24 protein-coding genes and 1 tRNA gene are annotated in these 24,414 nt (G+C 71.8%); 22 read left to right on the forward strand and 3 right to left on the reverse strand.

What is annotated here, in order from left to right; all coding sequences use genetic code 11:
• The coding region (locus tag AB0F03_RS31520) for a hypothetical protein (protein WP_361998377.1) at nt 1–182 on the reverse strand (182 nt) is incomplete at its 3' end.
• A gap of 113 nt (nt 183–295) precedes the next feature.
• Between AB0F03_RS31520 and rplU the strand changes: the two genes are divergently transcribed.
• The 13 genes from rplU to AB0F03_RS31585 all read left to right on the forward strand — a co-directional run bounded on the left by rplU (nt 296) and on the right by AB0F03_RS31585 (nt 16,738).
• Nucleotides 296–616 carry a 50S ribosomal protein L21 gene (gene rplU, locus AB0F03_RS31525; protein WP_030749991.1) on the forward strand — a complete coding sequence of 107 codons (321 nt, stop codon included), beginning with the start codon at nt 296–298 and terminating at the stop codon, nt 614–616.
• Between the two features lie 14 nt (nt 617–630).
• Complete coding sequence (gene rpmA / locus AB0F03_RS31530) at nt 631–885, forward strand: 50S ribosomal protein L27 (protein ID WP_061922958.1); 255 nt, start codon at nt 631–633, stop codon at nt 883–885.
• A 127-nt stretch (nt 886–1,012) separates the two neighbouring features.
• The gene (gene obgE, locus AB0F03_RS31535) at nt 1,013–2,461 is read left to right on the forward strand and encodes a GTPase ObgE (RefSeq protein ID WP_361998150.1); all 1,449 of its coding nucleotides are present in this window, start codon (nt 1,013–1,015) and stop codon (nt 2,459–2,461) included.
• A gap of 182 nt (nt 2,462–2,643) precedes the next feature.
• The gene (locus AB0F03_RS31540; RefSeq protein ID WP_361998153.1) at nt 2,644–4,128 is read left to right on the forward strand and encodes an FG-GAP-like repeat-containing protein; all 1,485 of its coding nucleotides are present in this window, start codon (nt 2,644–2,646) and stop codon (nt 4,126–4,128) included.
• Nucleotides 4,129–4,334: 206 nt separating this feature from the next.
• Nucleotides 4,335–5,882 (forward strand): alkaline phosphatase D family protein, encoded by a 1,548-nt coding sequence (locus AB0F03_RS31545; protein ID WP_361998155.1) that lies wholly within the window; start codon nt 4,335–4,337, stop codon nt 5,880–5,882.
• 472 nt (nt 5,883–6,354) lie between these two features.
• Complete coding sequence (locus AB0F03_RS31550) at nt 6,355–7,851, forward strand: bifunctional cytidylyltransferase/SDR family oxidoreductase (RefSeq protein ID WP_361998158.1); 1,497 nt, start codon at nt 6,355–6,357, stop codon at nt 7,849–7,851.
• Between the two features lie 188 nt (nt 7,852–8,039).
• Nucleotides 8,040–10,130: a hypothetical protein gene (locus AB0F03_RS31555; RefSeq protein ID WP_361998351.1), complete on the forward strand. Its 2,091-nt coding sequence runs from the start codon at nt 8,040–8,042 to the stop codon at nt 10,128–10,130.
• A gap of 274 nt (nt 10,131–10,404) precedes the next feature.
• Nucleotides 10,405–11,565: a glycosyltransferase gene (locus tag AB0F03_RS31560; RefSeq protein ID WP_361998354.1), complete on the forward strand. Its 1,161-nt coding sequence runs from the start codon at nt 10,405–10,407 to the stop codon at nt 11,563–11,565.
• A 169-nt stretch (nt 11,566–11,734) separates the two neighbouring features.
• On the forward strand, nt 11,735–12,841 hold the full coding sequence (gene proB, locus AB0F03_RS31565) for a glutamate 5-kinase (RefSeq protein WP_361998356.1): 1,107 nt from the start codon (nt 11,735–11,737) through the stop codon (nt 12,839–12,841).
• A gap of 195 nt (nt 12,842–13,036) precedes the next feature.
• Nucleotides 13,037–13,462 (forward strand): hypothetical protein, encoded by a 426-nt coding sequence (locus AB0F03_RS31570; protein WP_361998161.1) that lies wholly within the window; start codon nt 13,037–13,039, stop codon nt 13,460–13,462.
• Nucleotides 13,463–13,600: 138 nt separating this feature from the next.
• On the forward strand, nt 13,601–14,887 hold the full coding sequence (locus AB0F03_RS31575; RefSeq protein ID WP_361998164.1) for a glutamate-5-semialdehyde dehydrogenase: 1,287 nt from the start codon (nt 13,601–13,603) through the stop codon (nt 14,885–14,887).
• A gap of 119 nt (nt 14,888–15,006) precedes the next feature.
• A complete protein-coding gene (locus AB0F03_RS31580) occupies nt 15,007–15,579 on the forward strand; it encodes a hypothetical protein (protein WP_361998166.1) in 573 nt (190 codons plus the stop codon).
• Nucleotides 15,580–15,667: 88 nt separating this feature from the next.
• Complete coding sequence (locus AB0F03_RS31585; protein WP_361998169.1) at nt 15,668–16,738, forward strand: hypothetical protein; 1,071 nt, start codon at nt 15,668–15,670, stop codon at nt 16,736–16,738.
• A gap of 76 nt (nt 16,739–16,814) precedes the next feature.
• Here AB0F03_RS31585 and AB0F03_RS31590 read toward each other — a convergent pair whose 3' ends face one another.
• Nucleotides 16,815–17,903 carry a M48 family metallopeptidase gene (locus tag AB0F03_RS31590; RefSeq protein ID WP_361998359.1) on the reverse strand — a complete coding sequence of 363 codons (1,089 nt, stop codon included), beginning with the start codon at nt 17,901–17,903 and terminating at the stop codon, nt 16,815–16,817.
• Nucleotides 17,904–18,007: 104 nt separating this feature from the next.
• Here AB0F03_RS31590 and AB0F03_RS31595 point away from each other — a divergent pair, with 104 nt between their 5' ends.
• The 9 genes from AB0F03_RS31595 to AB0F03_RS31635 all read left to right on the forward strand — a co-directional run bounded on the left by AB0F03_RS31595 (nt 18,008) and on the right by AB0F03_RS31635 (nt 23,159).
• Nucleotides 18,008–18,169, forward strand: a complete 162-nt coding sequence (locus AB0F03_RS31595) for a hypothetical protein (RefSeq protein WP_361998172.1) — start codon at nt 18,008–18,010, stop codon at nt 18,167–18,169.
• A 188-nt stretch (nt 18,170–18,357) separates the two neighbouring features.
• A complete protein-coding gene (locus tag AB0F03_RS31600) occupies nt 18,358–18,522 on the forward strand; it encodes a hypothetical protein (RefSeq protein WP_361998175.1) in 165 nt (54 codons plus the stop codon).
• Between the two features lie 55 nt (nt 18,523–18,577).
• Complete coding sequence (gene nadD, locus AB0F03_RS31605) at nt 18,578–19,264, forward strand: nicotinate-nucleotide adenylyltransferase (RefSeq protein ID WP_361998178.1); 687 nt, start codon at nt 18,578–18,580, stop codon at nt 19,262–19,264.
• Nucleotides 19,265–19,280: 16 nt separating this feature from the next.
• Nucleotides 19,281–21,008: a LytR C-terminal domain-containing protein gene (locus AB0F03_RS31610; protein ID WP_361998181.1), complete on the forward strand. Its 1,728-nt coding sequence runs from the start codon at nt 19,281–19,283 to the stop codon at nt 21,006–21,008.
• 119 nt (nt 21,009–21,127) lie between these two features.
• A complete protein-coding gene (gene rsfS, locus AB0F03_RS31615) occupies nt 21,128–21,574 on the forward strand; it encodes a ribosome silencing factor (protein WP_361998183.1) in 447 nt (148 codons plus the stop codon).
• Nucleotides 21,565–22,239 carry a histidine phosphatase family protein gene (locus AB0F03_RS31620; protein WP_361998361.1) on the forward strand — a complete coding sequence of 225 codons (675 nt, stop codon included), beginning with the start codon at nt 21,565–21,567 and terminating at the stop codon, nt 22,237–22,239. Before rsfS ends, AB0F03_RS31620 begins: the two co-directional genes overlap by 10 nt.
• Before the next feature lie 91 nt (nt 22,240–22,330).
• Nucleotides 22,331–22,403 (forward strand) — tRNA-Ala (locus AB0F03_RS31625).
• A 345-nt stretch (nt 22,404–22,748) separates the two neighbouring features.
• The gene (locus AB0F03_RS31630; RefSeq protein WP_361998186.1) at nt 22,749–22,922 is read left to right on the forward strand and encodes a hypothetical protein; all 174 of its coding nucleotides are present in this window, start codon (nt 22,749–22,751) and stop codon (nt 22,920–22,922) included.
• Between the two features lie 3 nt (nt 22,923–22,925).
• On the forward strand, nt 22,926–23,159 hold the full coding sequence (locus tag AB0F03_RS31635; protein ID WP_030653820.1) for a hypothetical protein: 234 nt from the start codon (nt 22,926–22,928) through the stop codon (nt 23,157–23,159).
• Here the strand turns inward: AB0F03_RS31635 and AB0F03_RS31640 are convergent.
• Nucleotides 23,149–24,354, reverse strand: a complete 1,206-nt coding sequence (locus AB0F03_RS31640) for a glycosyltransferase 87 family protein (RefSeq protein ID WP_361998188.1) — start codon at nt 24,352–24,354, stop codon at nt 23,149–23,151. The two genes, AB0F03_RS31635 and AB0F03_RS31640, sit on opposite strands and share 11 nt — an antisense overlap.
• Nucleotides 24,355–24,414: the final 60 nt, after the last annotated feature.

Genomic DNA, 24,414 nt, shown 5'->3' on the forward strand with positions numbered 1-24,414 from the left:
ATGTCACCGATGGTCTTGGTGGAGACGGTGCCGTCGATCAGCTTGGTGAAGCCGAGGTTCATGCCGGTCAGCATGAGGAACGTGCCCAGAGTGACCGGCCGCACACCGGCGGGGCCCGGTTTGACCCCTTCGGCCGTGGCCCCGTAACCTGGACCGTCGGCGTGTCCACTGACACGCCACATCCCCGTAAACCTCTTCCTCCCGGACGCATCGCGGGCCGGGAGAGGTCGTCCGTGCTGTTCTCGGGCGGCTGGCCTGCGGGGGTGCCGTTTCTTCGAGCGAAAGTGAGATCCGCGTGTACGCCATCGTGCGCAGCGGTGGTCGCCAGCACAAGGTTGCTGTCGGCGACATCGTTGAGGTTGACAAGATTTCCACTGCCAAGGTTGGCGACACGGTCGAGCTCTCGACCCTGCTCGTTGTCGACGGCGACGCCGTGACCAGCGACCCGTGGGTGCTGGCCGGTATCAAGGTCCAGGCCGAGGTCGTGGACCACCACAAGGGCCAGAAGATCGACATTCTGCGCTACAAGAACAAGACCGGCTACCGCCGTCGTCAGGGCCACCGCCAGCAGTACACGGCGATCAAGGTCACGTCGATCCCCGCGGCTGCGAAGTAAGGGACTGAGGAGAAATGGCACACAAGAAGGGCGCATCGTCCACCCGGAACGGTCGCGACTCCAATGCCCAGCGGCTCGGCGTGAAGCGCTTCGGCGGTCAGGTCGTCAACGCGGGTGAGATCCTGGTCCGCCAGCGCGGCACCCACTTCCACCCCGGCGCCGGTGTGGGCCGTGGTGGCGACGACACGCTGTTCGCCCTCCAGGCCGGTGCGGTGGAGTTCGGCTCTCACCGTGGCCGCAAGGTCGTGAACATCGTTCCGGTCGCCTGAATCGTCTGATTCACGGCATCGACCGAACATCTCGCGAGGCGGACCTCACTTCCCGGTCGGGAAGGCGGGTCCGCCTTTCGCGTGTTACCTAGAAGACAGATCCGCACGTTTCTGGAGGCACTGAACCATGACCACCTTCGTGGACCGCGTCGAACTGCATGTCGCCGCGGGTAGCGGGGGCCACGGCTGTGCCTCCGTCCACCGTGAGAAGTTCAAGCCGCTCGGCGGCCCCGACGGCGGCAACGGCGGCCGGGGCGGCGACGTCATCCTGACCGTCGACCAGTCGGTCACGACGCTGCTCGACTACCACCACTCCCCGCACCGTAAAGCCACCAGCGGCAAGCCCGGTGAGGGCGGGAACCGCTCCGGCAAGGACGGCCAGGACCTCGTCCTGCCGGTGCCGGACGGCACGGTCGTACTGGACAAGGCGGGCAACGTGCTCGCCGACCTGGTCGGCCACGGCACCTCGTACGTCGCCGCGCAGGGCGGCCGGGGCGGCCTCGGCAACGCGGCGCTGGCCTCGGCCCGCCGCAAGGCGCCCGGTTTCGCGCTGCTCGGCGAGCCCGGTGACCTGAGCGACATCGTCCTGGAGCTGAAGACGGTCGCCGACGTGGCCCTCGTCGGCTACCCGAGCGCCGGCAAGTCCTCGCTGATCTCCGTGCTCAGCGCGGCCAAGCCGAAGATCGCCGACTACCCGTTCACCACGCTGGTCCCCAACCTGGGCGTGGTCACGGCCGGTTCCACCGTCTACACCATCGCCGACGTGCCCGGTCTCATCCCCGGCGCCAGCCAGGGCCGCGGTCTGGGCCTGGAGTTCCTGCGGCACGTGGAGCGGTGCAGCGTGCTGGTGCACGTGCTGGACACCGCCACCCTGGAGTCCGAGCGCGACCCGGTCTCCGACCTCGACACCATCGAGGAGGAGCTGCGGCAGTACGGCGGTCTCGACAACCGGCCGCGGATCGTCGTCCTGAACAAGGTCGACGTGCCCGACGGCAAGGACCTCGCCGAGATGGTCCGCCCCGACCTGGAGTCCCGCGGCTACCGCGTCTTCGAGGTGTCGGCCGTCGCCCACATCGGCCTGCGCGAGCTGACCTTCGCACTGGGTGAGCTGATCGCCACGGCGCGCGCCGCCCGGCCGAAGGAGGAGGCGACCCGGATCGTCATCCGGCCGAAGGCCGTGGACGACGCGGGCTTCACCGTCACCCGCGAGGAGGCCGGCGGCGAGCTGCTGTTCCGGGTGCGCGGCGAGAAGCCCGAACGCTGGGTCCGCCAGACCGACTTCAACAACGACGAGGCCGTCGGCTACCTCGCCGACCGGCTCAACCGCCTCGGTGTGGAAGGGGAACTGATGAAGGCGGGCGCCCGTTCGGGCGACGGCGTCGCCATCGGCCCCGAGGACAACGCGGTCGTCTTCGACTGGGAGCCCACGGTCATGGCCGGCGCGGAGATGCTCGGCCGCCGCGGCGAGGACCACCGCTTCGACGCGCAGCGGCCAGCCGCCCAGCGCCGCCGCGACAAGGAGGCGGAGCGGGACGACGCGCTGCGGGAGTACGACGACTTCGACCCGTTCGAGTAGAGGCACGCGCCGGCCGCCCGGGAGAACCGGGCGGGTGAACGGCGGGGAGATCCGCGGCGGCGGTGAGGGCAACCCCACGCCATCCTGGTGAGTCGAACAGTGCGACACGAAGAGGATCTTGGTCCTCTCCGTGTCGCACTTCTCTTTCTCCCGGCTCCCCACTGCCGACTCCCGGAGCAGACGTGCCCGACCAGCCCCGCCCCGTCCGCCGCCGTACCCCGGCGCTCGCCGCGGGCCTCGCCCTCGCGGCCGGCGCCCTCGCGCTCCCGGCCGTCGCCGTGCCCGCCCACGCGGCCCCCGCACCGGCCGCGAGCGGCAAGCACCTGCACGACGACTTCAACGGCGACGGCTACGCCGACCTCGCCGTCACGGCCCCCTCGGCGACCGTGAGCGGTCAGAAGGGCGCCGGTCACGTCGCCGTGGTCTACGGCTCGGCGAGCGGCCTGAGGACCTCCACCCGGCAGCTCCTCAGCCAGAACAGCGCCGGGGTGCCGGGCAGCGCGGAGGCCGGTGACCGGTTCGGCAGCGCCGTCGCCACCGCCGACCTCGACCGGGACGGCTATGCGGACCTGATCGTCGGATCGGGCGGCGAGGACACGTCGGCCGGCACCGACGCCGGGTCGGTCGTGGTGCTCTGGGGCGGGGCGAAGGGCCTGTCCGGCGAGGTGACGCTGGCCGGCGGGAAGGAGTACGACGGGCTCGGCGACCGGGGGCACCTGACCGTCGGGGACGTGGACGGCAACGGCGCGCCGGACGACGTCACCGTCGTGAACGCGCACGATCTGCGGGTGCTGAACGGGCCGTTCGGCCGCGGCGGCGCCACCACGCACGGCGCGCAGCTGGTCCCCGACCCGTTCGACAGCCGGGTCCTCGACCTGGCCGCCGGCGACTTCGACGGCGACGGCATCACCGACATCGCCGCCGCGGAGAACGACGGTGACGAGTGGGACGCCCGCCACGTCGTGTACTGGACGGGCACGCACGACGGGCTCCTCCCGTACAACCTGGTGGGCGGTGCCGGTACCGGTCTCCAGGGCGGCGAGCACCTCGCCGTCGGCGACGTGAACCGGGACGGTTACGCCGACCTGGTCGTGGGCCGGGCCGCCGAGGGCGCCGACAGCGATGTGGACACCCCGCTCGCCAGGGGCGGCCGGATCGCCTGGATCCCGGGCACGGCGAAGGGACCCGACGGGACGAAGGCGGTGCTCGTGAACCTCGACACCGCGGGTGTGCCGGGCACCGCCGGGCCGGGATCCGGCTTCGGCACCGGCCTCTCGGTGGCGGACATCGACGGCGACCACTACGCCGACATCGCGGTCGGCGCGCCCGGTGTCCCCACGGGCGGACGGGTCATCACGCTGCGCGGTACCGCCAAGGGCCCGACGGGCAGCGGTGCGAAGGAGTTCGGCCAGGACACCGCGGGCGTGCCAGGCACCGGCGAGCAGGGTGACGCGTTCGGCTCGGCCGTGCGCCTGGTGGACGCGGACGGCAACGGCCGGGCCGAACTGGTCGTCGGCGCGCCGGGGGAGAACACCAAGGCCGGGGCGGTGTGGGTGCTGCGCGGCACCACCACGGGGATCACGCCGAGCGGCTCGTTCAGCTTCGCCGGCGGCACGCTCGGCACGGTGGCCGCGGGCGCAACGCTGGGGGCCGGCTTCGGTTCCTGAGCCAGCGGCGGCGGGCCGGATTCCGACCTACCGTCAGACCCGTTGTGGCGCGAGGGTTTTCCCGTGCCGCGACGGGTCGTCTGTTGTCTGCCTATTTGTCATGCTCGCGAAGGTCATCGTTCAGCAGTCGGGCCGTCCGGCCGTGGGAGCTTCCGCATGTCCGAACCGACCTGCCACGAGGCCACTGTGGCAAAGGGAGTCAGCGCATGACCGCAGCATCGCCCGACCGCCGCCGCTTCCTGACCACGGGGGCCGCCGTCCTCGGCGCCGCGGCCTCCGCCCAGTTATGGCTGCCCGGCACCGCCCGCGCGGCCGGCACCCCGCTGCCCGACGGGGTGTTCACCCTCGGCGTCGGTTCCGGCGATCCACTGCCCGACGGGATCGTGCTGTGGACCAGACTCGCGCCCGACCCGCTGGGCGGTGGCGGCATGCCCGACGCGGTCTTCCCCGTGGACTGGGAGATCGCCGAGGACGAGCGGTTCCGCAGAACCGTCCGCCGGGGCACCGCCCAGGCAGGACCCGAACTCGGCCACAGCGTCCACGTGGACGTCCGCGGGCTGCGTCCGGACCGCTCGTACTGGTACCGCTTCCGGGCCGGCGACCAGCTCTCGCCCACCGGCCGCACCCGCACCGCACCCCACCCGCACCGGCGGGGCGGCTCGCTGCGCGTCGCCCTCGCCTCCTGCCAGAACTGGCAGCACGGCTATTTCACGCCGTACGCCGACATGCTCGCGCAGGACCCCGACTTCGTGCTCTTCGTCGGCGACTACATCTACGAGTCCGCGCCGTCCGCCACGGCCGTACGCCGGCACGAGGGCAAGGGCGAGCCGTACACCCTCACGCAGTACCGCAACCGGTACGCGCAGTACCGCACCGACCCCGACCTGGCCGCGATGCAGGCGAGCGCGCCCTGGGTGGTCACCTTCGACGACCACGAGGTGGACAACGACTGGGCCGGCGAGATCCCGCAGGACCCGGACAAGCAGTCGCACGACGCGTTCGTGGCCCGGCTCACCGCGGCCTTCCAGGCGTACTACGAGCACATGCCGGTGCGCGCCACGGCCGTCCCGAACGGTCCGCACATCCAGATGTACCGCCGCCTGGAGTTCGGCCGGCTCGCCCGGCTCAATGTCCTGGACACCCGGCAGTTCCGCAGCGACCAGGCCACCACCCAGGAGGGCGCGCAGGCGCCGACGCAGACCATGCTCGGTGCCGGGCAGAAGCAGTGGCTGCTCGACGGGCTGCACGACTCCCCGGCCCGCTGGAACCTCATCGCCTCCCAGATCATGATGGCCGAGACCGACCTGCTGCCCGGCGACGGCAAGCTCTGGTACTACGACGCCTGGGACGGCTACCAGGTCGAACGCAACGCCCTGCTGGAGGAGTTCGCCGACATCCGCAACCCGGTCGTGCTCAGCGGCGACCGGCACCTGACGATGATCAGCGACCTCAGGACGGACTACGCCGACCCGGACTCCGACGTGGTCGGCGCCGAGTTCGTCGGCACCTCCATCTCCAGCAGCGGCGACCAGGACCAGGACGCCTTCCACCGGCAGTGGGACCCGCTGAAGGCGGACAACCCGCACTGGAAGCTCATCGACGCCCACCGCGGCTACCACCTGTTCGACATCCGCCGCGACGGCATCGACGCCCGGGTCCGGGTCGTCGACACGGTGCTGAAGCCGCAGGCGACGGCCAGCACCCTGGCCAGCCTCCGGGTGGAGTCGGACGAGCCCGGGGTCACCCTCGGGTGAGCCGGCGCCCGTCCGCCGGAGCCCGGGACGCGTCCGTGTCCCGGGCTCCGGCGCGTCGCCGTACGGGCCGTCCGGAAAACCGCTCGTGACCGGAACGCCACTGAATCCGCCGCGGGAATTCCGCGGCAATGGACTTCCCCGAAACGCTGTATTTCCCGTCTTTTCCGGGCGGTGCCGTGCCGATTTCGCGGACCGCGTGCGGTCCACGCGCCGGGAGTGAGGATCTCCCGCCCCGCAGGGCGGTGCCGACGCGGTGGGGCGCGCCGCCGCTTCGGGGCGCCCCACCCGACCCGCCTGTGGACTTACTCACAGCAAATTCACGGGGGTTCACACCGCCCGCGGCCAATGACCGGGGGCGCCAGGTGAATGACAGGTGGCGCGCACATATGCATGGGAGGTCGCTCACCTTGCACTGCGGTTACCCGAAGTGGGACCATTTCACGGTTCCCTGTCGCCCCAAGGTAGGTCACCTGTGTCCCAGCACATAGCCAAGCCCCGTACCACCGCAGTGATCCTGGCCGGTGGCACCGGTCAGCGGGTGGGTCTGTCGATCCCCAAGCAGCTGCTGAAGATCGCCGGCAAGGCAGTCATCGAGCACACCCTGACCACCTTCGAGAACGCCGACTCGATCGACGACATCATCGTGCTGATGGCCCCGGGCTATGTGCCGGACGTCGAGAAGATCGTCGCCAAGGCGGGCTTCACCAAGGTGAAGAAGGTCATCGAGGGCGGTTCGACCCGGAACGAGACCACCGAGCGCGCCATCAGCGCCCTCGGTGAGGGCCTGGCCGAGGGCGAGGACCGCAACGTCCTCTTCCACGACGCCGTACGCCCCCTGCTCTCGCAGCGCGTCATCGACGACTGCGTGGCCGCGCTCGAGCGCTACCAGGCCGTGGACGTCGCCATCCCGTCCGCGGACACCATCATCGTCACGCGCACCCACGGCGAGGACGGCGAGTTCATCACCGAGATCCCGGACCGCTCCCGGCTGCGCCGCGGCCAGACGCCGCAGGCCTTCAAGCTGTCCACGATCCGCCGCGCCTACCAGGTCGCCGCCGGTGACCCCAACTTCCAGGCCACGGACGACTGCTCGGTGGTCCTCCGGTACCTGCCCGACGTGCCGATCCACGTCGTCGCGGGCGACGAGTACAACATGAAGGTCACCCAGCCGGTCGACGTCTTCATCGCCGACAAGCTGTTCCAGCTCGCCTCCACCGCCACGCCCGAGCAGAAGGACGAGCAGGCCTACCGCGAGCTGCTGACCGGCAAGACGGTCGTCATCTTCGGCGGCTCCTACGGCATCGGCAAGGACATCGCCGACCTCGCCCGGTCCTACGGCGCCAACGTCTACGCGCTCGGCCGCTCCACCACCGGCACCCACGTGGAGAACCCGGAGGAGGTCGACGACGCGCTGTCCAAGGCCTACGCCGAGACCGGCCGGATCGACCACGTCGTCAACACCGCGGGCGTGCTGCGCATCGGCAAGCTCGCCGAGACCGACAACGCCACCATCGAGGAGGCGCTGAAGGTCAACTACCTGGCCCCGGTGCAGATCGCGCGCTCCTCCTACAAGTACCTGTCCGAGACCAAGGGCCAGCTGCTGCTCTACACCTCCAGCAGCTACACCCGCGGCCGCGCCGAGTACTCCCTCTACTCCTCCACCAAGGCCGCCATGGTGAACCTCACCCAGGCGCTGTCCGACGAGTGGGCCGGCGACGGCATCCGCGTCAACTGCATCAACCCCGAGCGCACCGCCACCCCGATGCGCACCAAGGCCTTCGGCCAGGAGCCCTCGGGTTCGCTGCTGTCCTCCGAGGCCGTGGCCCGCACCTCCCTGGACGTGCTGCTGTCGGAGCTGACCGGTCACGTCATCGACGTCCGCCAGCAGGACCCGACCGCGGGTGCCGCCCGGGCCTCCGGCTTCGAGCAGGCCCTCGCCTCGGTGCTGGACCGTCAGGACGGCGTGTAATAATCGACGGTAATTAAGCTTTTCGGAATTCAGGCCTCTGTGGGTGCCCGTTCACCGGGTATTCGCGGGGGCCTGTGTCCGTACCCCGCACAAATCACCGGCATCTCCCGGCATTTCAGAACAAAACCGGCACTCCCCCCTCCCAGAGCAGGTTCTCCGTGATATCCACCGCTATTCGCGTCGCCCGGGTGGGCAGCGCGGCCGAGCTGGCCGCGGCGGCCCTCGTGATGCTGGGCTTCCCGGCGCTCATGCTGGCCGCGCTCGTCCCGAGCGTTCCCGCCTTCGCGGCCCTGGCCGCCGTGACGTACCTGGCGGACCACTATCTGCACCGCAAGGGCAGCTACCTGATCAACCGCCTCAGCAAGGTCCGGGCGGGACTGTCGATCCGCTTCCTGATCCGCCAGCTGCTGCTGGTCCTGCTGCTGGCCCGGCTGTCCCTCTCCGACGACCTGATCTTCTACGGCGCGGTCGCCTGCTTCATCGCGTTCTACGGCCTCCAGGCCCCGCACGGCGCGCTGGTCACCCTCATCCGCAACCGCCGCCGGATGCCGGTCGCCACCCGCAACATCGACCTGAAGTCGCGCATCCGCATCCCGGACGCCCCGCCGCGCCGCCTGCTGCACCGCTCCGCGGAGAAGATGCTCCACCTCGACCTGTTCGCGGTCGCCGGCATCCTGGTCTCCGCCGAGGCGGGCTCCGCCGTCGCCGGCTTCACCGGCATCGGCCTCACCGCCGGCCTCGGCTGCCTGTACGTCCTCGTGCTCGTGCCGTTCGTGCGCGGCCGGAGGACCCCGCCGAAGGCCGATGTCGTCCTCGCCGCCGTCGACGACTGGCTGGCCGCCTACCGGCCGGAGACCGTCCTGTACTTCTCCGGCTCCCGGGACTCCGCGTACCAGGTCAACATGTGGCTGGAGACGATGGAGCAGCTGGACACCCGGCCGCTGATCATCCTGCGCGAGCGCGCCATCCTGAACAACCTCGCGCCCACCACGGTCCCCGTCATCTGCGTGCCCGGAGGGGTGCACCTGATGAACCTGGACCTGTCCACCGTGCGCGTCGCGCTCTACGCGGCCAACGTCGGTAAGAACATCCACCTGTTGCGCGTGCCCACCATGAAGCACGTCTTCATCGGCCACGGCGACAGCGACAAGCTGGCCAGCGTCAACCCGTACAGCAAGGTGTACGACGAGGTGTGGACCGCCGGCCGCGCCGGCCGCGACCGCTACGCCATCGCCGACGTCGGTGTCCGCGACGACGACATCGTCGAGGTGGGCCGCCCGCAGCTCGCGCCCATCCGGACCTGGCAGGGCGTGCCCGGGGACCGCGTCCCGACCGTGCTGTACGCCCCCACCTGGGAGGGCTGGGACGGCAACCCCGGCAACACCTCGATCGTGCTCGCCGGTGAGAACATCGTGACCCGGCTGGTGACGGCCGACCCGCCGGTCCGCGTCCTGTACAAGCCGCACCCGTTCACCGGCACCGTCAGCAAGGACGCCAAGGCCGCCCACCAGCGCATCGCCGCCCTGGTCGAGAAGTCCGCCGCCGAGCGCGCCGCCGACCCCCGGTTCACCGCCGACACCGCCGCCATGGCCGCGGCCAAGGCCGAACTGACCCGCATCGAGGCCCGGCTCGCCGAGCTGGCGGGCGCCGGCGGCACCAAGGGCGACGAGGCCGAGGCCACCCGCGACGGCATCGTGGACGTGCACCGGCACGAGGAGATCGCCCGGCTGCGCACCGAGTGGAACACCGCCTACTGGTGCTCCTTCCCGTCGTACGAGCACCGCGTCATCACCGGCGCCCAGCCGCGTCTGTACGACTGCTTCAACGTCTCCGACGCGATGGTCTCGGACATCTCCTCCGTGGTCTCCGACTTCATCGCGAGCGGCAAGCCCTACGCGGTCACCGACTCCGCCGAACTGGGCGCCGAGGAGTTCAGGCGGCAGAACACGGCCGTGCGCGCCGCGGTCATCCTGTCCAACAGCGCGGCCGAACTGGGCGGCCTGCTGGACGCCGTGCGCGACCCGGCCGCCGACCCGCTCGCGGACGCCCGCACGGAGCTGAAGCAGTACCTGCTCGGTCCGGACGAGCCGAAGTCGATCGACCAGTTCAACGCCGCCGTCGGCGACCTGGCCCTCAAGGCCGAGGCCCGCAACGTCGGCCAGGAGTCCCGGCTCGGCGCGGCCAACGCCGACCCCGCCGAGTCGGCCGAGCTGACCAACGCGGTGCCCGGCCAGCGCGCCGCGTCGGCCGGCGAGACGGACGGCGTGAACGCGGGCTGACCACCCCCGCAACACCACCGGGCCCCCGAGGCGCACGCCTCGGGGGCCTCGTCTTGCCCGGCTCTTAACCGGAGCCGCACGGCTCTTACCGCGTCGGCGTACTGTCCTGTGATGTGCGGCACTCATCACCCTGGGTGAGGCAACCGCTTGCCCTGTGTGCCCGTCTAACTGTTTGCGATTGAGGCGATTCGGGGGAAATATTCCGTGACTAGGGGGAAGTGTGACCGTCGTGACGCAGCCTGATGTGAGCGTGATCATCGGGGCGTACGAAGCAATGCCGTACCTGGTCGAGTGCCTGGCATCCGTCGAGGCGCAGACCATCGACCCGGGTCGGATGGAGGTCATCGCGGTCGACGACGGCTCGACGGACGGCACCGGGGAGTGCCTGGAGGAGTTCGCGGCCCGCGTGCCGATACCGGTCACCGTCATCCGCCAGGAGAACTCCGGCGGCCCCAGCGGGCCGCGCAACGTCGGCCTGGCCAAGGCGACCGGACGCTACGTCTTCTTCCTCGACGCCGACGACCGGCTCGGCCCCGAGGCCCTGGAGCGCATGGTCGCCATGGCCGACCGCAACGGCACGGACGTCGTCCTCGGCCGCGTCGAGGGCGTCAACCGCACCGCCCCGAAGTCCATGTGGGGCGAGACGCTCGACCGGACCGACGTCTTCTCCTCCAACATCAAGTTCACGCTGAGCGCGCAGAAGCTGTTCCGCCGCGCCCTGCTGGACCGGCACGGCATGCGGTTCGACGAGTCCCTGTGGACCGGTGAGGACGCCGTGTTCACGCTGGAGGCCTATCTGCGGGCGGACGGCGTCTCCGTGCTCGCCGACTACACCTGCTACTACCTGGTCGGCCGCGACGACGGCAAGCACGTCACCAAGACCGGCGGCTACGCGCTGCGCTTCGACTCCGCGCGCGCCCTGATGAAGCTGATCGCCGACATGGTCCCGGCCGGTGACAGACGCGACCTCCTGATGGTCCGGCCCTTCCTCATCACGCTGCTGCCCCAGTTCGGCCCCAAGTTCCTGACCGACGACGAAGAGGTGCGACGGCACAAGTTCGAGCTGGCCAAGCCGCTGATGGACGCCTACTGGACGCCCGGCGTGGCCCGCCGGCTGAAGGTCCACGAGCGGCTGCGGCTGCACCTGGTCGCCATGCAGCGCGCCGATCTGCTGCTGGACGTGGTCAAGTTCGTCAAGGCCAAGAAGCAGGCCGCCGCCGTCCTGGAGAAGCGCGGCACCCGCCTCTACCTGGTCTATCCGCACTTCCGGTCCCCCAAGGCCCGCATCCCCGACGAGATGTACCTCGCCGACGCCCGCGAGGCACGTGCCTTCGAGGGCTACCGCGAGGCCGCCGCCAACTCCTTCCCGCGCCGCGCCCTGCGCAAGATCCGCCGGATGCTGCCCGGCAAGGGCTTCGGGACGGCCGCGGCCTGACGGCCCGGACCGGCCGTCCTCGCCAGGTCCGGCGGGTGTGCGCGGGAGCCGCCGAGGGGCCGGCCGCTGTCCGCGCACCGGACCGTCGCCTGCCCGGCGGTCCCGTTCGCGTAGATTGCTGCCACGCGCGAGGAAGTGGAGACAGCACGTGGCAAGGGCAAGGCAGGCCGTGGGCGAGGCCCGCAGGATCGTCGTCAAGGTGGGCTCCTCGTCGCTGACGACCGCCGCGGGCGGCCTGGACGCCGACCGCGTCGACGCGCTGGTCGACGTCCTCGCCAAGATGCGCGGCGAAGGGGAGAAGGAGATCGTCCTCGTCTCCTCCGGCGCCATCGCCGCCGGCCTCGCCCCGCTGGGCCTGCGCCGCCGCCCCAAGGACCTCGCCCGCCAGCAGGCCGCCGCCAGCGTCGGCCAGGGCCTGCTCGTCGCCCGCTACACCGCCTCCTTCGCCCGCTACGGCGTCCGCGTCGGCCAAGTCCTGCTCACCAGCGACGACATGAGCCGCCGCGCCCACCACCGCAACGCCTCCCGCACCCTCGACCAGCTGCTCGCCATGGGCGCCGTCCCGGTCGTCAACGAGAACGACACCGTCGCCACCGACGAGATCCGCTTCGGCGACAACGACCGCCTCGCCGCCCTCGTCGCCCACCTCGTCCACGCCGACCTGCTGGTCCTGCTCTCCGACGTCGACGGCGTCTACGACGGCGACCCCGGCAAGCCCGGCACCTCCCGGATAGCGCAGGTGAGGGGCCCGGAGGATCTCGCCGGTGTCGAGATCGGCAGCACGGGCCGGGCCGGGGTCGGCACCGGCGGCATGGTCACCAAGGTCGAGGCCGCCCGGATCGCCGCCGCCGCCGGCATCCCGGTGGTGCTGACCAGCGCCGTCCACGCCGCCGACGCCCTCGCCGGCGGTGACACCGGCACCTACTTCCACCCCACCGGCAAGCGCTCCGCCGACCGTCTCCTCTGGCTCCAGCACGCCTCCACCCCGCAGGGCGCCCTCGTCCTGGACGACGGGGCGGTGGACGCGGTCGTGCGGCGGCGCACCTCCCTGCTGCCCGCCGGAATCGCCGCCGTGGAGGGCGACTTCAACGCCGGCGACCCCGTCGAGCTGCGGGATGCGACGGGCCGCGCGGTGGCCCGGGGCCTCGTCAACTTCGACGCCAAGGAGATCCCCCGGCTGCTCGGGCGTTCGACCCGCGAGCTGGCGCGCGAGCTGGGCCCGGCGTACGAACGCGAGGTCGTACACAGGGACGACCTGGTGCTCCTGCACGCGTGACGCTCGCAAGACCGCTCGGACGCCGGACCACACGGACCGCCCCCGGTGGGGGACGTTCCGTAAAACCGCCACGCGGAGCCGTGGGGCCTGCTCAACTTTGTCCCGGGGACACGTTGAAGGGACACGTTCCGGCAAGGGGTCCTGCGGGCCGTGCGGACACGCGCGGCACGCGTGGCACGCGTGAAGGAGGCCGTCGTGAGACGAGCGCGCCCTGGGACGGCGTCCCGCGGTGCTCTGACGAGCGTCGCGGCCGGTGACACCTATGAGGAGCCCAAGGACCTGCCCCGGCTGTGGCACGTCACCCTCAGCGTCTCCGGGAGGAAAGTCCCCCTGCCCGAGCTGCGGCGGGCCCTGGAACAGCTCGCCCACGACCACCCCTTCCTGCTGACCAGCAGATACGCGACCGATCACGCGGAGATCCGGTACTGGGAGGAGGCCCGCGACCTGCACGATGCCGCCGCCGTGGCGCTGCGGCTGTGGGGCGAGCACCGCCAGAGCGCCGGACTGCCGTCCTGGGAGATCGTCGGCCTGGAGGTCATCGACCGCGAGACCTACCACCACCGCATCGCCGAGGGCTACGGCCCCCCGCCGGCGACCCCGGTCGGCGTGCACCCCTTCTGAGCCGGAGCGGGCGGCCGGGGCACGGGCGGCCGGCGGACCGGCCCGGTAACGGCGCCCCTGGAGATGCACCCGTTTTGCGGTGTCTCGTGGTGTGGGACGGCCGCTGAACGGCCGCGCCCCGCGCACTACCCTTCCCTCATGACCACGCTCTCGCCGTACGACTCGATGTCCCCGGTCACCCAGGCCGCCTACCGGGCCAAGGCCGCCGCCGCCGACCTCGCGCCGCTCCCGCGCGCCGTGAAGGACGACGCGCTGCTCGCCATCGCCGACGCCCTGGAGGTCCGGACCGCCGAGCTCGTCGAGGCCAACGCCGAGGACGTGGCCAAGGCCCGGGAGGCCGGCACCAGCGAGGCCATCGTCGACCGGCTCACCCTCACCCCCCAGCGGATCCGCGCCATCGCCTCCGACGTCCGTGACGTCGCGAAGCTGCCCGACCCGGTCGGCGAGGTCGTCCGCGGCTCCACCCTCCCCAACGGCATCGACCTGCGCCAGGTCCGTGTCCCGCTCGGCGTCGTCGGCATCATCTACGAGGCCCGCCCCAACGTCACCGTCGACGCCGCCGCCCTCTGCCTGAAGTCCGGCAACGCCGTCCTGCTGCGCGGTTCCGGCTCCGCCTACGCGTCCAACACCGCCCTGGTCCGGGTGATCCGCGACGCCGTCGGCGGCGCCGGGCTGCCCGCCGACGCCGTCCAGCTGGTGCCGGGGGAGAGCCGCGACTCCGTGCGCGAGCTGATGCGCGCCCGGGGCCTGGTCGACGTCCTCATCCCGCGCGGCGGCGCCTCCCTGATCCGGACCGTGGTCAACGAGTCCACCGTCCCCGTGATCGAGACCGGCACCGGCAACTGCCATGTCTACGTCGACGCCCGGGCCGACATCGACATGGCCGTCGAGATCCTGGTCAACTCCAAGGCCCAGCGGGTCAGCGTCTGCAACGCCGCCGAGACCCTCCTCGTCCACCAGGACATCGCCGCCGAGTTCCTGCCGCGCGCCCTGGACGCCCTCGCCGAGGCCGGTGTCACCGTCCACGCCGACGAACGGGTCATGGCCCACGCCAAGGGCTCCCGGGCCACCGTGGTCGAGGCGACCCCCGAGGACTGGGAGACCGAGTACCTGTCCCACGACATCGCCGCCGCTGTCGTCGACTCCCTCGACAAGGCCGTCGAGCACATCCGGCTGTGGACCTCCGGCCACACCGAGGCCATCGTCACCACGTCCCAGCAGGCGGCCCGCCGCTTCACCCAGCTGGTCGACTCCACCACCGTGGCCGTGAACGCCTCCACCCGCTTCACCGACGGCGGCCAGTTCGGCTTCGGCGCCGAGATCGGCATCTCCACCCAGAAGCTGCACGCCCGCGGCCCGATGGGCCTGCCGGAGCTGACCAGCACGAAGTACATCGTCACCGGTGACGGGCACGTACGCCGCTGACCCCCCGCCCGCGGCGCCGTACGCCCGGGGCGGCACGGGTGTCCGGAAAGGTGTCCCACCAGGCGGACGGAAGTCCGTACCGTCTGCCCAAACCGACCCCCCAGGTCTACTCTGGATCCGTGCCGGAGGACGTGGGGGGCACGCCGTTCCCTGACGGCTGGGAGCCCGACGACGACCACGACCACGGGGTGCCGGACGACGAGTTCGCCTCCGTGGTCCTCGACGAGGCCTTCGTGCGGGCGGCAAGGGTCCACGAGCCGACCGCCGTCGAACGCCTCCTGGCCGCCGCCCGGGCCAGAGCCGAGGCCTCCGAGGCCGAGGCCCGCCGCACGCACCCCCGGCGCGAACGCCCCGGCGACGGCCACGGCCCCCAGGGCACCGGATTCGGCCAAGATCCGGACGACGACGAACTGGACGGCACCTACGTCCTCGGCGGCCACCGCGGCCCCTACGGCCCCTTCGGCAAGCAGGTCCGCTGGCACCGCCCGGTGGCCTGGATGCTCGCCCTCGTGATGGGCATAGGCATGCTCGCCCTGGCCTTCGCCGCCGTCTACCGGGGCAGCTCCCCGGGCACCCGGGACCGGGTACCCGCCCCCGCCTCCACCGGCCGGGAACAGGGCAGCGCCGCAGCTCCCTCCGTCCCCGCCGGGGTCTCCCGGCCGACGGTCCCGGCCGCCCCGCGCTCCCCCTGAACGACCCGCCCGCCCTTGGTGAGAACCTGTCAGAAGTTGTCCCGTAGCAGGGCGTTTACCGGCGCCCCACGAGACCTACCCTGAAGGTATGGGCGGGCGTGGAGACCCCCCGGAGGGGACACCCGAGGGCGGTCCCCCCGGCGCCGAGGACGAATACCGATCCGTCGTGTTCGACGAGTCGTTCGTCCGGGCTGCCCGCCTCCAGGAGTCCTCCGCCGAGGAGCGGATGGCCGACCACGCGCCCGCCGTACGCCGCCGCCCGCCCCTGCACCGCGGGCTCACCCGGCAGGTCCTGGTCCTCGTCGTACTGATAGCCGTCGCCTTCGGCACCGCGGTCTACCTGGGCGTCCGCCACTCCGCCGGTTCCCCGCAGGCCCGGCGCCCCCCGGAACCCCTGCGGATGACGGTCGTCCCGCTCGCCCCGCAGGGCCGGGTGCCCGGCGCCGCCGACCCCGAGACGATGTACGCGCGCAGCCCCGCCGCCCACTTCGACACCGGCGCCCAGGGCATACCGCTGCCCGCCTCCCGGGCCACGGCCCACTTCTCCGAGAGCCAGGTGGTGGCCGCGCTCACCACCGCCAAGGACTACCTCGTCCGCTCCTCGCTCTACCCCGAGGTGCTCACCGGCCGCGAGGTGAGTCCGGCCCGGGCCCTGCTCGACCCCGACCAGCTCGACCAGTTCGACCAGAGCTTCGACAAGCCCACCGCGGACGGCCGGCACGCCCCCACCGGCTGGGTGATCCGTCTCGATCCCGCCCGGGCCCGGCTGGCCGACGACCGGATCCGCGTCCAGGGCAGCCTGGAGGCCGCCGAGACCGACCCGGCGACGCTGGAGGTCACCGCCGACCACACCTTCGTCTACGCTCTGCGGCCCACCGGCGCCGCCGCAGGCGCCCCCGTCTCCCTCTTCACGGTCCGCCGCGAGCTGACCTTCCGCTTCGACCGCACCGACCTGCGCACCCACCAGGTCCAGCTGACCGCGTCCTACGTCCAGGCGGGCCCCCTGGCCTGCGCCGAGGACTCCACGGCCTACCTCCGTCCCCTCCTCGCCGGCCGGACCGCCCGCTCCGGCGGCCCCGCGGGCACCGACCCCTACCAGACGGACCATCCGGCCGTGCTGTGCGGAACGCTGTCCTCGGGCGCCCAGCCGACGGTGTGAGCGGGGCAGCCGACGGAGTGAGTGGAGCAGCGACGGAGTGAGTGGAGCAGCGACGGAGTAAGCGCGGGCAGCCGCCCTACTCCCCCCGGTCCCCGCTCGCGGTGTCCCCCTCGGCGGGCGGCGGGCTGCGGAAGCCGTCGAAGCCCCGCCGGACCCGGCCGCCCAGGTCGCCCGCGCCGCCCGCGAGGTCCGTGACCAGCTTCATCAGTGGATCCTTGGAGTCCTTCACATCGCCGGCGTAGCTGGCCGCCGACTCACGGAAGGAGCCGCTGACGGAGGTGTCCTTGTCCTCGTCGCGCTGCGGGTAGTGGCCGTCCATGATCCGCTGGTGGTCCCGGGACTCGGCCCACTTCTTCAGCTCCGCGGCCCGCACGGTGGTGAACGGGTGCGAGCGGGGCAGCACGTTGAGGATCTTCAGCACGGAGTCCCGCAGATCGCCCCCCGAGTCGTACTCCTCGGCCTGCTCCAGGAACGCGTCCACGTTCATCTCGTGCAGATGGTTGCCGCCCGCGATCTTCATCAGGCCCCGCATCGAGGCCCGCACGTCCTGGCCCACCAGCAGGCCGGCCCGGTCCGCGGACAGCTCCGACTTGCGGAACCACTCCCGCAGCGCCGTGACGATCGCCATGATCGCCATGTTGCCCAGCGGGATCCAGGCGACCTTCAGGGCGAGGGACGTCAGGAACAGCAGGATCGTGCGGTACACCGAGTGGCCGGACAGCGCGTGTCCCACCTCGTGCCCGACGACCGCCCGCATCTCCTCCTCGTCGAGCAGCTCCACCAGCCCCGTGGAGACCACGATGACCGGCTCGTCCAGGCCGATGCACATCGCGTTCGGCTGCGGGTCCTGCGTGACGTACATCGGCGGGACCTTCTCCAGGTCCAGGATGTAACAGGCGTCCCGCAGCATGCCGTGCAGGTGCGCGAACTGCCGCTCGGAGACGCGCACCGAGTCGGACAGGAACAGCAGCCGGAGGCTCCGCTCCGGCAGCAGCCCGCTGAGCGCCTTGAACACGGCGTCGAACCCGGTCAGCTTGCGCAGCGCCACCAGAGCCGAACGGTCGGCCGGATGCTCGTACGCGCGCGAGGAGATCCCCGGGAAGCGCCTGCGCTGCCTGCTCGGCACGCGCTCGGTCCCCGTGTGCTGCCGGCCGTCGTCGGACATGTCTTCCCCCATGTGCGTGAGAGTGCTCACTGTGGTCCCCCCGAGGCGGGGCCCAGCCTAGGCGGAGATACCTTGGACGGGCAGTACACCGAAGGAGTCCGCCCATGGAGCACCACCCCGCAGCCGCCCGCCTGACCGAGGCCGCCGTCGCCGCCCAGCAGCACGGGACGGGCAACCTGCTCCGCGTCGTCCTGGTCGTGATGGTCCTCGGCTGCGCACTGACCGCCTGGTTCCTGCTGCGCGGCTACAAGCGCAAGGACGACTGACCACCGGGGAAAGTTCCCGCCATCCCGCCGCATCCCGCCGCACCCGGCCGCATCCTTGCGGTCGGCCCCGGGCGGGCCGCCGGAGCCCGGCCGTCCCAACGGCGGAGTCGGCGTGATCGGCGCGGGAGCGCCCGCTTACGATGAGCCGACATCTTTATTCCGCCCACACGCGATAGGTCCTGCCGAAGATGAGCTTCCACAGCGCCGCAGCCCAGTTGGTCACCCTCGCCGCCGAGGGCGAGGAGCACGGCGGGAACCACAACAGCCTGAACCCGGCCCTCACCGGCGGCGGCGCCCTGTTCATCCTGCTCCTCCTGCTGTGGATCACCACCCGCTTCAACCGCGACCGCTGAGCGGGGACCCGTCCCCGGCCGGACGCCGCAGGCCGGGCCGGTAGGGTCTGCACGCATGGGAGAGCAGGACATGCCTACCGGTCCGGCGCACGAGTCGGCCGACGACACGGTGAAGCATCCGCAGTACGGACCGGGCAACGGCCCCGCCCTCACGGGCAGGCGGCGCCTGGGCGTCATGGGCGGAACCTTCGACCCGATCCACCACGGACACCTCGTGGCGGCCAGCGAGGTCGCCGCGCGGTTCCAGCTGGACGAGGTGGTGTTCGTCCCCACCGGCCAGCCGTGGCAGAAGTCCCACCGCGACGTCTCCCCGGCCGAGGACCGGTACCTGATGACGGTCATCGCGACCGCGGAGAACCCGCAGTTCTCCGTCAGCCGCATCGACATCGACCGCGGCGGCCCCACCTACACCGTGGACACCCTGCGGGACCTGCGCGCCCTCAACCCCGACACCGACCTGTTCTTCATCACCGGCGCCGACGCCCTCGCGCAGCTGCTGACGTGGCGCGACTCCGAGGAGCTGTTCTCCCTCGCGCACTTCATCGGCGTCACCCGCCCCGGCCACCAGCTGAGCAACCCGGGCCTGCCGGAGGGCGGTGTCTCGCTCGTCGAGGTGCCGGCGCTCGCCATCTCCTCCACGGACTGCCGTGGGAGGGTCGCCAAGGGGGACCCCATCTGGTACATGGTGCCGGACGGAGTGGTGCGCTACATCGACAAGCGCGAGCTGTACCGCGGCGAGTGAGCCGAGAGGGGCACCGGTGAACGACCGATACGACGCGGGGGACGCAGCCTACGGCGCCGGCCCGTACGAACTCGTCGGCTACGACGAGTACGGCCGGCCCATGTACCGGCAGATCCCGGCACAGCAGGCTCCGCAGGCGGCCTACGACCCGTACGCCCAGCAGCAGGGCTACGACCACGACCCCTACGCCACCGGCCGGCAGCCGCAGGCACCCGCCCACGACGCCGGCCACCAGCCGTCCGCCTACGAGCAGCCCTACGGCTCCCAGGCCCCGTACACCCCGCACGACCCCTACGGCCCGTACGCCCCCGGCCCCCAGGCCACTCCGGGCCACGACCCCTACGGGCAGGCGGCGAGCGGCGGACAGCAGCCCCGGGCCGCCGAGCGGACCGCCTACATCCCGCAGCAGGCCGGCCCCGCCGAGGACACGAGGTCCGCACGGGAGGAGGAGCCGGCCCCCGGCGAACGGGATCACCCAGGCGACCCGTTCGCCTTCGCCGAGGACCCGGAGGGCGACCCCGAGGACGTCATCGACTGGCTGAAGTTCACGGAGAACCGCACCGAGCGCCGCGAGGAGGCCCGCCGGCGCGCCCGCGGCCGGATCATCACCCTCCTCGTCGTCCTCGCCCTCGTCGTGACCGGCGGCGCCGGCTACCTCTGGTACGCCGGAGACCTGCCCGGCCTGTCCTCCTCCGGCGGGACCGGCAGCGCCACACCCGTCACCGCCCAGAAACGCGACGTGATCGTCGTCCACCTGCACAACACCGGCAAGGGCGGCACCTCCACCGCGCTGCTGGTCGACAACACCACCACCAAGCAGGGCACCACCGTCCTGCTGCCCAACGCCCTCGCGCTGACCGGCGACGACGGCTCCACCACGACCCTCGCCAAGTCCGTGGACGGCGACGGCGCCTCCGGCACCCGGGACCAGCTCGACACCGTCCTCGGCACCAGCATCCAGGGCAGCTGGCGCCTGGACACCCCCTACCTCCAGAACCTCGTCGAACTCGTCGGCAACATCGAGGTCGACACCGACACCGACGTGCCCGACCCGGACGCCGGGAAGAAGGGCACCGCCCCGCTCGTCCACCAGGGGCACGAGCAGACCCTCAGCGGCAAGGCGGCCGTGGCCTACGCCACCTACCGCGCGGCCGGCGAGTCCCAGAACGCCCAGCTGCGACGGTTCGGGCAGGTCATGCAGGGCGTACTGCGCAAGATGTCCTCCGACCCGTCCGCGGCCACCACCACCGTGCAGACCCTCGCGCAGATCCTGGACCCGCCGCTCACCGACAAGGACCTCGGGGCCTTCCTCGCCCGCCTCGCCGACCTCGCCAAGAACGGCGCCTACCGGACCACGCTGCTGCCCGTGCGGACCGACGGCACACTCAGCGCGCAGACCGGCGACAGCGTGGTGAAGGGCATCCTCGGCGGCACCGCGAAGAGCCCTGCCTCCGGCTCCGCGGTCCGGGTCTCCGTGCAGAACGCCACCGGCGTGAAGGACGACACCGACAAGGCCCGCGTCGTGCTCCTGAACGGTGGCTTCACGTTCCTGGAGGGCGGCAGCGCCGCCGGTACCCAGGTCACCTCGAAGGTGGTCTACGCCGACGCCGCCCACAAGGCGGACGCCACCGAGGTCGCCAAGACCCTCGGGCTGCCCGCCGGCTCCGTGACCCGGGGCACCGTCTCCTCCGGCGCCGACGTCTCGGTGATCCTCGGCGGTGACTACCGGCCCTCCGCCTCCTGACGGCGGGCCGCCCGGCCGCCCGGCCGGCGGCACCCCGCGTGAGGCCGTCATCACGTGGGGTGCCCCCGGCGGTCCGTGAGACCCTTGAAGTCACAAGTCCGCCGACGGAAAGCCACGTAGTGACCGCCACCGACCGTTCTGTTCACCTCATCAACACCGCCGCCCAGGCGGCGGCCGACAAGCTCGCCCACGACGTCATCGCCTACGACGTCAGCGACGTGCTGTCGATCACGGACGCCTTCCTGCTGGCCTCCGCGCCGAACGACCGCCAGGTCAAGGCCATCGTCGACGAGATCGAGGAGCGCCTGTCGAAGGAACTCGGCGCCAAGCCGGTCCGCCGCGAGGGCGACCGCGAGGCCCGCTGGGTGCTGCTCGACTACGTCGACATCGTCGTCCACGTCCAGCACAGCGAGGAGCGGGTCTTCTACGCCCTGGAGAGGCTGTGGAAGGACTGCCCCGAGCTGGACCTGCCCGACGACGCCAGGGCCACCCGGGGCAAGGGCGAGGAGCACGCCCGCGAGCGGGCCGCCGAGGCCGACCAGGAGCCGGGCGGAGACTGGTCGTGAGCGCCACCGGTGAGGTGACCGACCACAGGAGCCGGGGCCGCCGCATCATCCTGTGGCGGCACGGCCAGACGTCCTGGAACGTGGAGCGCCGCTTCCAGGGCTCCACCGACGTCGAGCTGACCGAGACCGGCGTCGGCCAGGCCCGCCGCGCCGCCCGGCTGCTCGCCTCCCTGCGCCCCGACGCGATCATCTCCTCGGACCTCCGGCGGGCCGCGTGCACGGCCGCCGAGCTGGCCGCCCTCACCGGCCTCGACGTCACCCGCGAGGAGGCCCTGCGCGAGACCTACGCGGGCGTCTGGCAGGGGCTGACGCACGAGGAGATCATCGCCCGCCACGGCGAGGAGTACGCCGCCTGGAAGCGCGGCGAGGCGGTCCGCCGCGGTGGCGGCGAACTGGAGAGCGAGGTCGCCGACCGGGCCGCGCCCGTCGTGCTGCGGCACGCCGACAAGCTGCCCGAGGACGGCACCCTCGTCGTCGTCAGCCACGGCGGGACCATCCGCACCACCATCGGCCGCCTCCTCGGCCTGGAGGCCCGGCACTGGGAGAGTCTCGGCGGCCTCTCCAACTGCTGCTGGTCCGTGCTGGGCGAAGGCGCCCGCGGCTGGCGTCTGCTGGAGCACAACGCGGGCACCCTCCCGGAGCCCGTTCTCGGCGACGACGACTGACCGTCCCGGAACCCCGACCCCGGATTTCACTTTCCGGCTGGTCACAGGCTAAAGTTCTTCTTGTTCGCCCCGCCGAGCGGGAAGAACACCAGGGGCTATAGCTCAGTTGGTAGAGCGCCTGCATGGCATGCAGGAGGTCAGGAGTTCAATTCTCCTTAGCTCCACAGATCGACACTCTGTCGAGTTGTCGAAGATCGGTGATGAGGATCCCGTCCCCTCAGGGGGGCGGGATCTTCTGCGTCCGGCCTGCCGCGACGGGCGCGCGGCTCGGTCAGCTGACGGGTGTGGCGGCATTGGGCACACTGTTCCCGAGCCGGCTTGAGTCTTCCGGGGGTCCGCTGCCGTATAGCTCCGCGAAGGCCTTCTCCGTGTGCGCCTGCGCGCCGGCCGGGACCGCGGCGGTGGGCGCTGTGTCCGGACTGGTACTGAGGCGTCGCTGACCGTATTGGTCCGGCCGTGGCAGAATCAAACGGCCGGAAGGGGGCGCTGCCCGACGGGAGGGAGTAGCGATGCCTGCGAGCATCCTCGAGGAGGTCGACCACCTCCTCGGTGCCGCGTTGATACGGGATACGACCATCCGGCTGAGCTGCCCTTCCTGCGGTTCCGCGCACGTGGCGCAGGTCCTCGGCGACAACGGCGGAATCTCCTACGTGTGCACGGCCTGCGGCCACAGCTGGAGCTGATCGATGGGGGCACACAGGCGAAAGTGCGACTGGTGCGGGAGCGGGACACCGATCGTCCGGGACATGGAGCCGATCAATCCCGACTACCAGTACTGGTGCGAGGAGTGCGCGCGGGCGCTGATCATAAAAGGCGACCCGATCGAGACGTACCGGGAACTGGAGGGCGAGCCGATCTACGGCCGGCTCCTGGAGGAGCACTGCACGCTCAAGAGGTTCTACCAGTTCGTCACGGCGTGACGCGGACCGCGCCGGACCCGGCCCTCGGCGACGATGTCCGGGTCAGTGCGAGGAAGAGCGCACCGGCCCCTCCGTAGAGGGCCGAGAGCGCCAATTCGGCCCCCTGGAGACGCAGTTCCGGGCGGCCGGTGCCGTGGTGCACCCACCAGGGGGCGTACGAGCAGAAGACCAGCAGCGTGCCCAGCGCCGCCGCCCGGTGCCCGCGCGTCCACAGGAACAGCACCACGGGCACGCACCACACCCAGTGGTGGGTCCAGGACACCGGGCTGATCAGCAGGGCGGTGACCGCGCAGCCGCACACCGCGAGGGCCCGCCGGCCCCGCAACTCCGCCCGCGCGGCCAGTGTGAGGCCCACGACGGCCGTCAGGGCCGCGCAGACCGCCCAGAGCGCTCCCGGGTCGGGTGTGTGCAGGAACCGGGCCAGAACGCCGCGCAGGGCCTGGTTGGCGGTGTCCTCGGCGTGACCGGCCCGGCCCGCCAGGAACACCGCGTCCGTCCAGAACCGCCAGGAGTCGTACGGCAGGACGGCCGCCGCGAGCAGGGTCGCCCCGGCGAACGTCACGGCCGCCCCGCGCACGTGCCGCAGCCGCGGCCCCCCGTCGCCGCCCCGCAGGCGGGCCGTGACGCCTGTGGCGAGCAGGAACACCGGGAACACCGCCGGCGTCAGCTTCACCGCGGCGGCCAGCCCCAGACCGAGTCCGCTCCAGCGGTCGTACCCGCCGGTGGGGCGGCGGGTCAGGTCCCACAGCACCAGCACCGCCAGCAGCAGGTTGACCTGGCCGTAGCGCAGGGTCGTCCACACGGGTTCGCACCACACGGCCGCCGCCGCGACCCACCAGACGCTCTCCACGCGCGCGTGGCCGACGAGTTTCAGCGACAGCCGTACGAACGTCAGCAGCAGGGCGAGGTTGCCCGCCGTCGCCAGCGCCCGCAGGACGGCCGTGTCCAGCAGGGGCAGCGGCGTGAACAGCAGGGCCGCGAACGGCGGATAGGTGGCCGGCAGGTGCGCGGCCGTCGCCCGCAGCGCGTACAGGTCGCCGCCGGCGCGCACGGCGGCGCCCTCGGCCCGGTAGACCATCAGGTCGATCATCGACACGCGCGCGGCCCGCTGCGCGGCCCAGAACGCCGTGAACGACAGCAGGCACACCCCCGCGGCGACCGGCGTCCGGTGGCGGGCTTCGGAGAACGCGATCATGGGCACGAAGGCGGACAATATCGCGCCGACCGGGGCAGATCGGAAACCGATTTGGTACCG

The organism is Streptomyces sp. NPDC028722 (assembly GCF_040637655.1).
Classification (GTDB): Bacteria; Actinomycetota; Actinomycetes; order Streptomycetales; family Streptomycetaceae; genus Streptomyces.

Coding starts and splice junctions, on each gene's coding strand:
- rpmA (WP_061922958.1), top strand. CDS start 631: ATGGCACACAAGAAGGGCGCATCGTCCACCCGGAACGGTCGCGACTCC.
- obgE (WP_361998150.1), top strand. CDS start 1,013: ATGACCACCTTCGTGGACCGCGTCGAACTGCATGTCGCCGCGGGTAGC.
- AB0F03_RS31545 (WP_361998155.1), top strand. CDS start 4,335: ATGACCGCAGCATCGCCCGACCGCCGCCGCTTCCTGACCACGGGGGCC.
- AB0F03_RS31560 (WP_361998354.1), top strand. CDS start 10,405: ATGCCGTACCTGGTCGAGTGCCTGGCATCCGTCGAGGCGCAGACCATC.
- AB0F03_RS31575 (WP_361998164.1), top strand. CDS start 13,601: ATGACCACGCTCTCGCCGTACGACTCGATGTCCCCGGTCACCCAGGCC.
- AB0F03_RS31585 (WP_361998169.1), top strand. CDS start 15,668: ATGGGCGGGCGTGGAGACCCCCCGGAGGGGACACCCGAGGGCGGTCCC.
- AB0F03_RS31590 (WP_361998359.1), bottom strand. CDS start 17,903: ATGTCCGACGACGGCCGGCAGCACACGGGGACCGAGCGCGTGCCGAGC.
- AB0F03_RS31595 (WP_361998172.1), top strand. CDS start 18,008: ATGGAGCACCACCCCGCAGCCGCCCGCCTGACCGAGGCCGCCGTCGCC.
- AB0F03_RS31600 (WP_361998175.1), top strand. CDS start 18,358: ATGAGCTTCCACAGCGCCGCAGCCCAGTTGGTCACCCTCGCCGCCGAG.
- nadD (WP_361998178.1), top strand. CDS start 18,578: ATGGGAGAGCAGGACATGCCTACCGGTCCGGCGCACGAGTCGGCCGAC.
- AB0F03_RS31630 (WP_361998186.1), top strand. CDS start 22,749: ATGCCTGCGAGCATCCTCGAGGAGGTCGACCACCTCCTCGGTGCCGCG.
- AB0F03_RS31635 (WP_030653820.1), top strand. CDS start 22,926: ATGGGGGCACACAGGCGAAAGTGCGACTGGTGCGGGAGCGGGACACCG.
- AB0F03_RS31640 (WP_361998188.1), bottom strand. CDS start 24,354: ATGATCGCGTTCTCCGAAGCCCGCCACCGGACGCCGGTCGCCGCGGGG.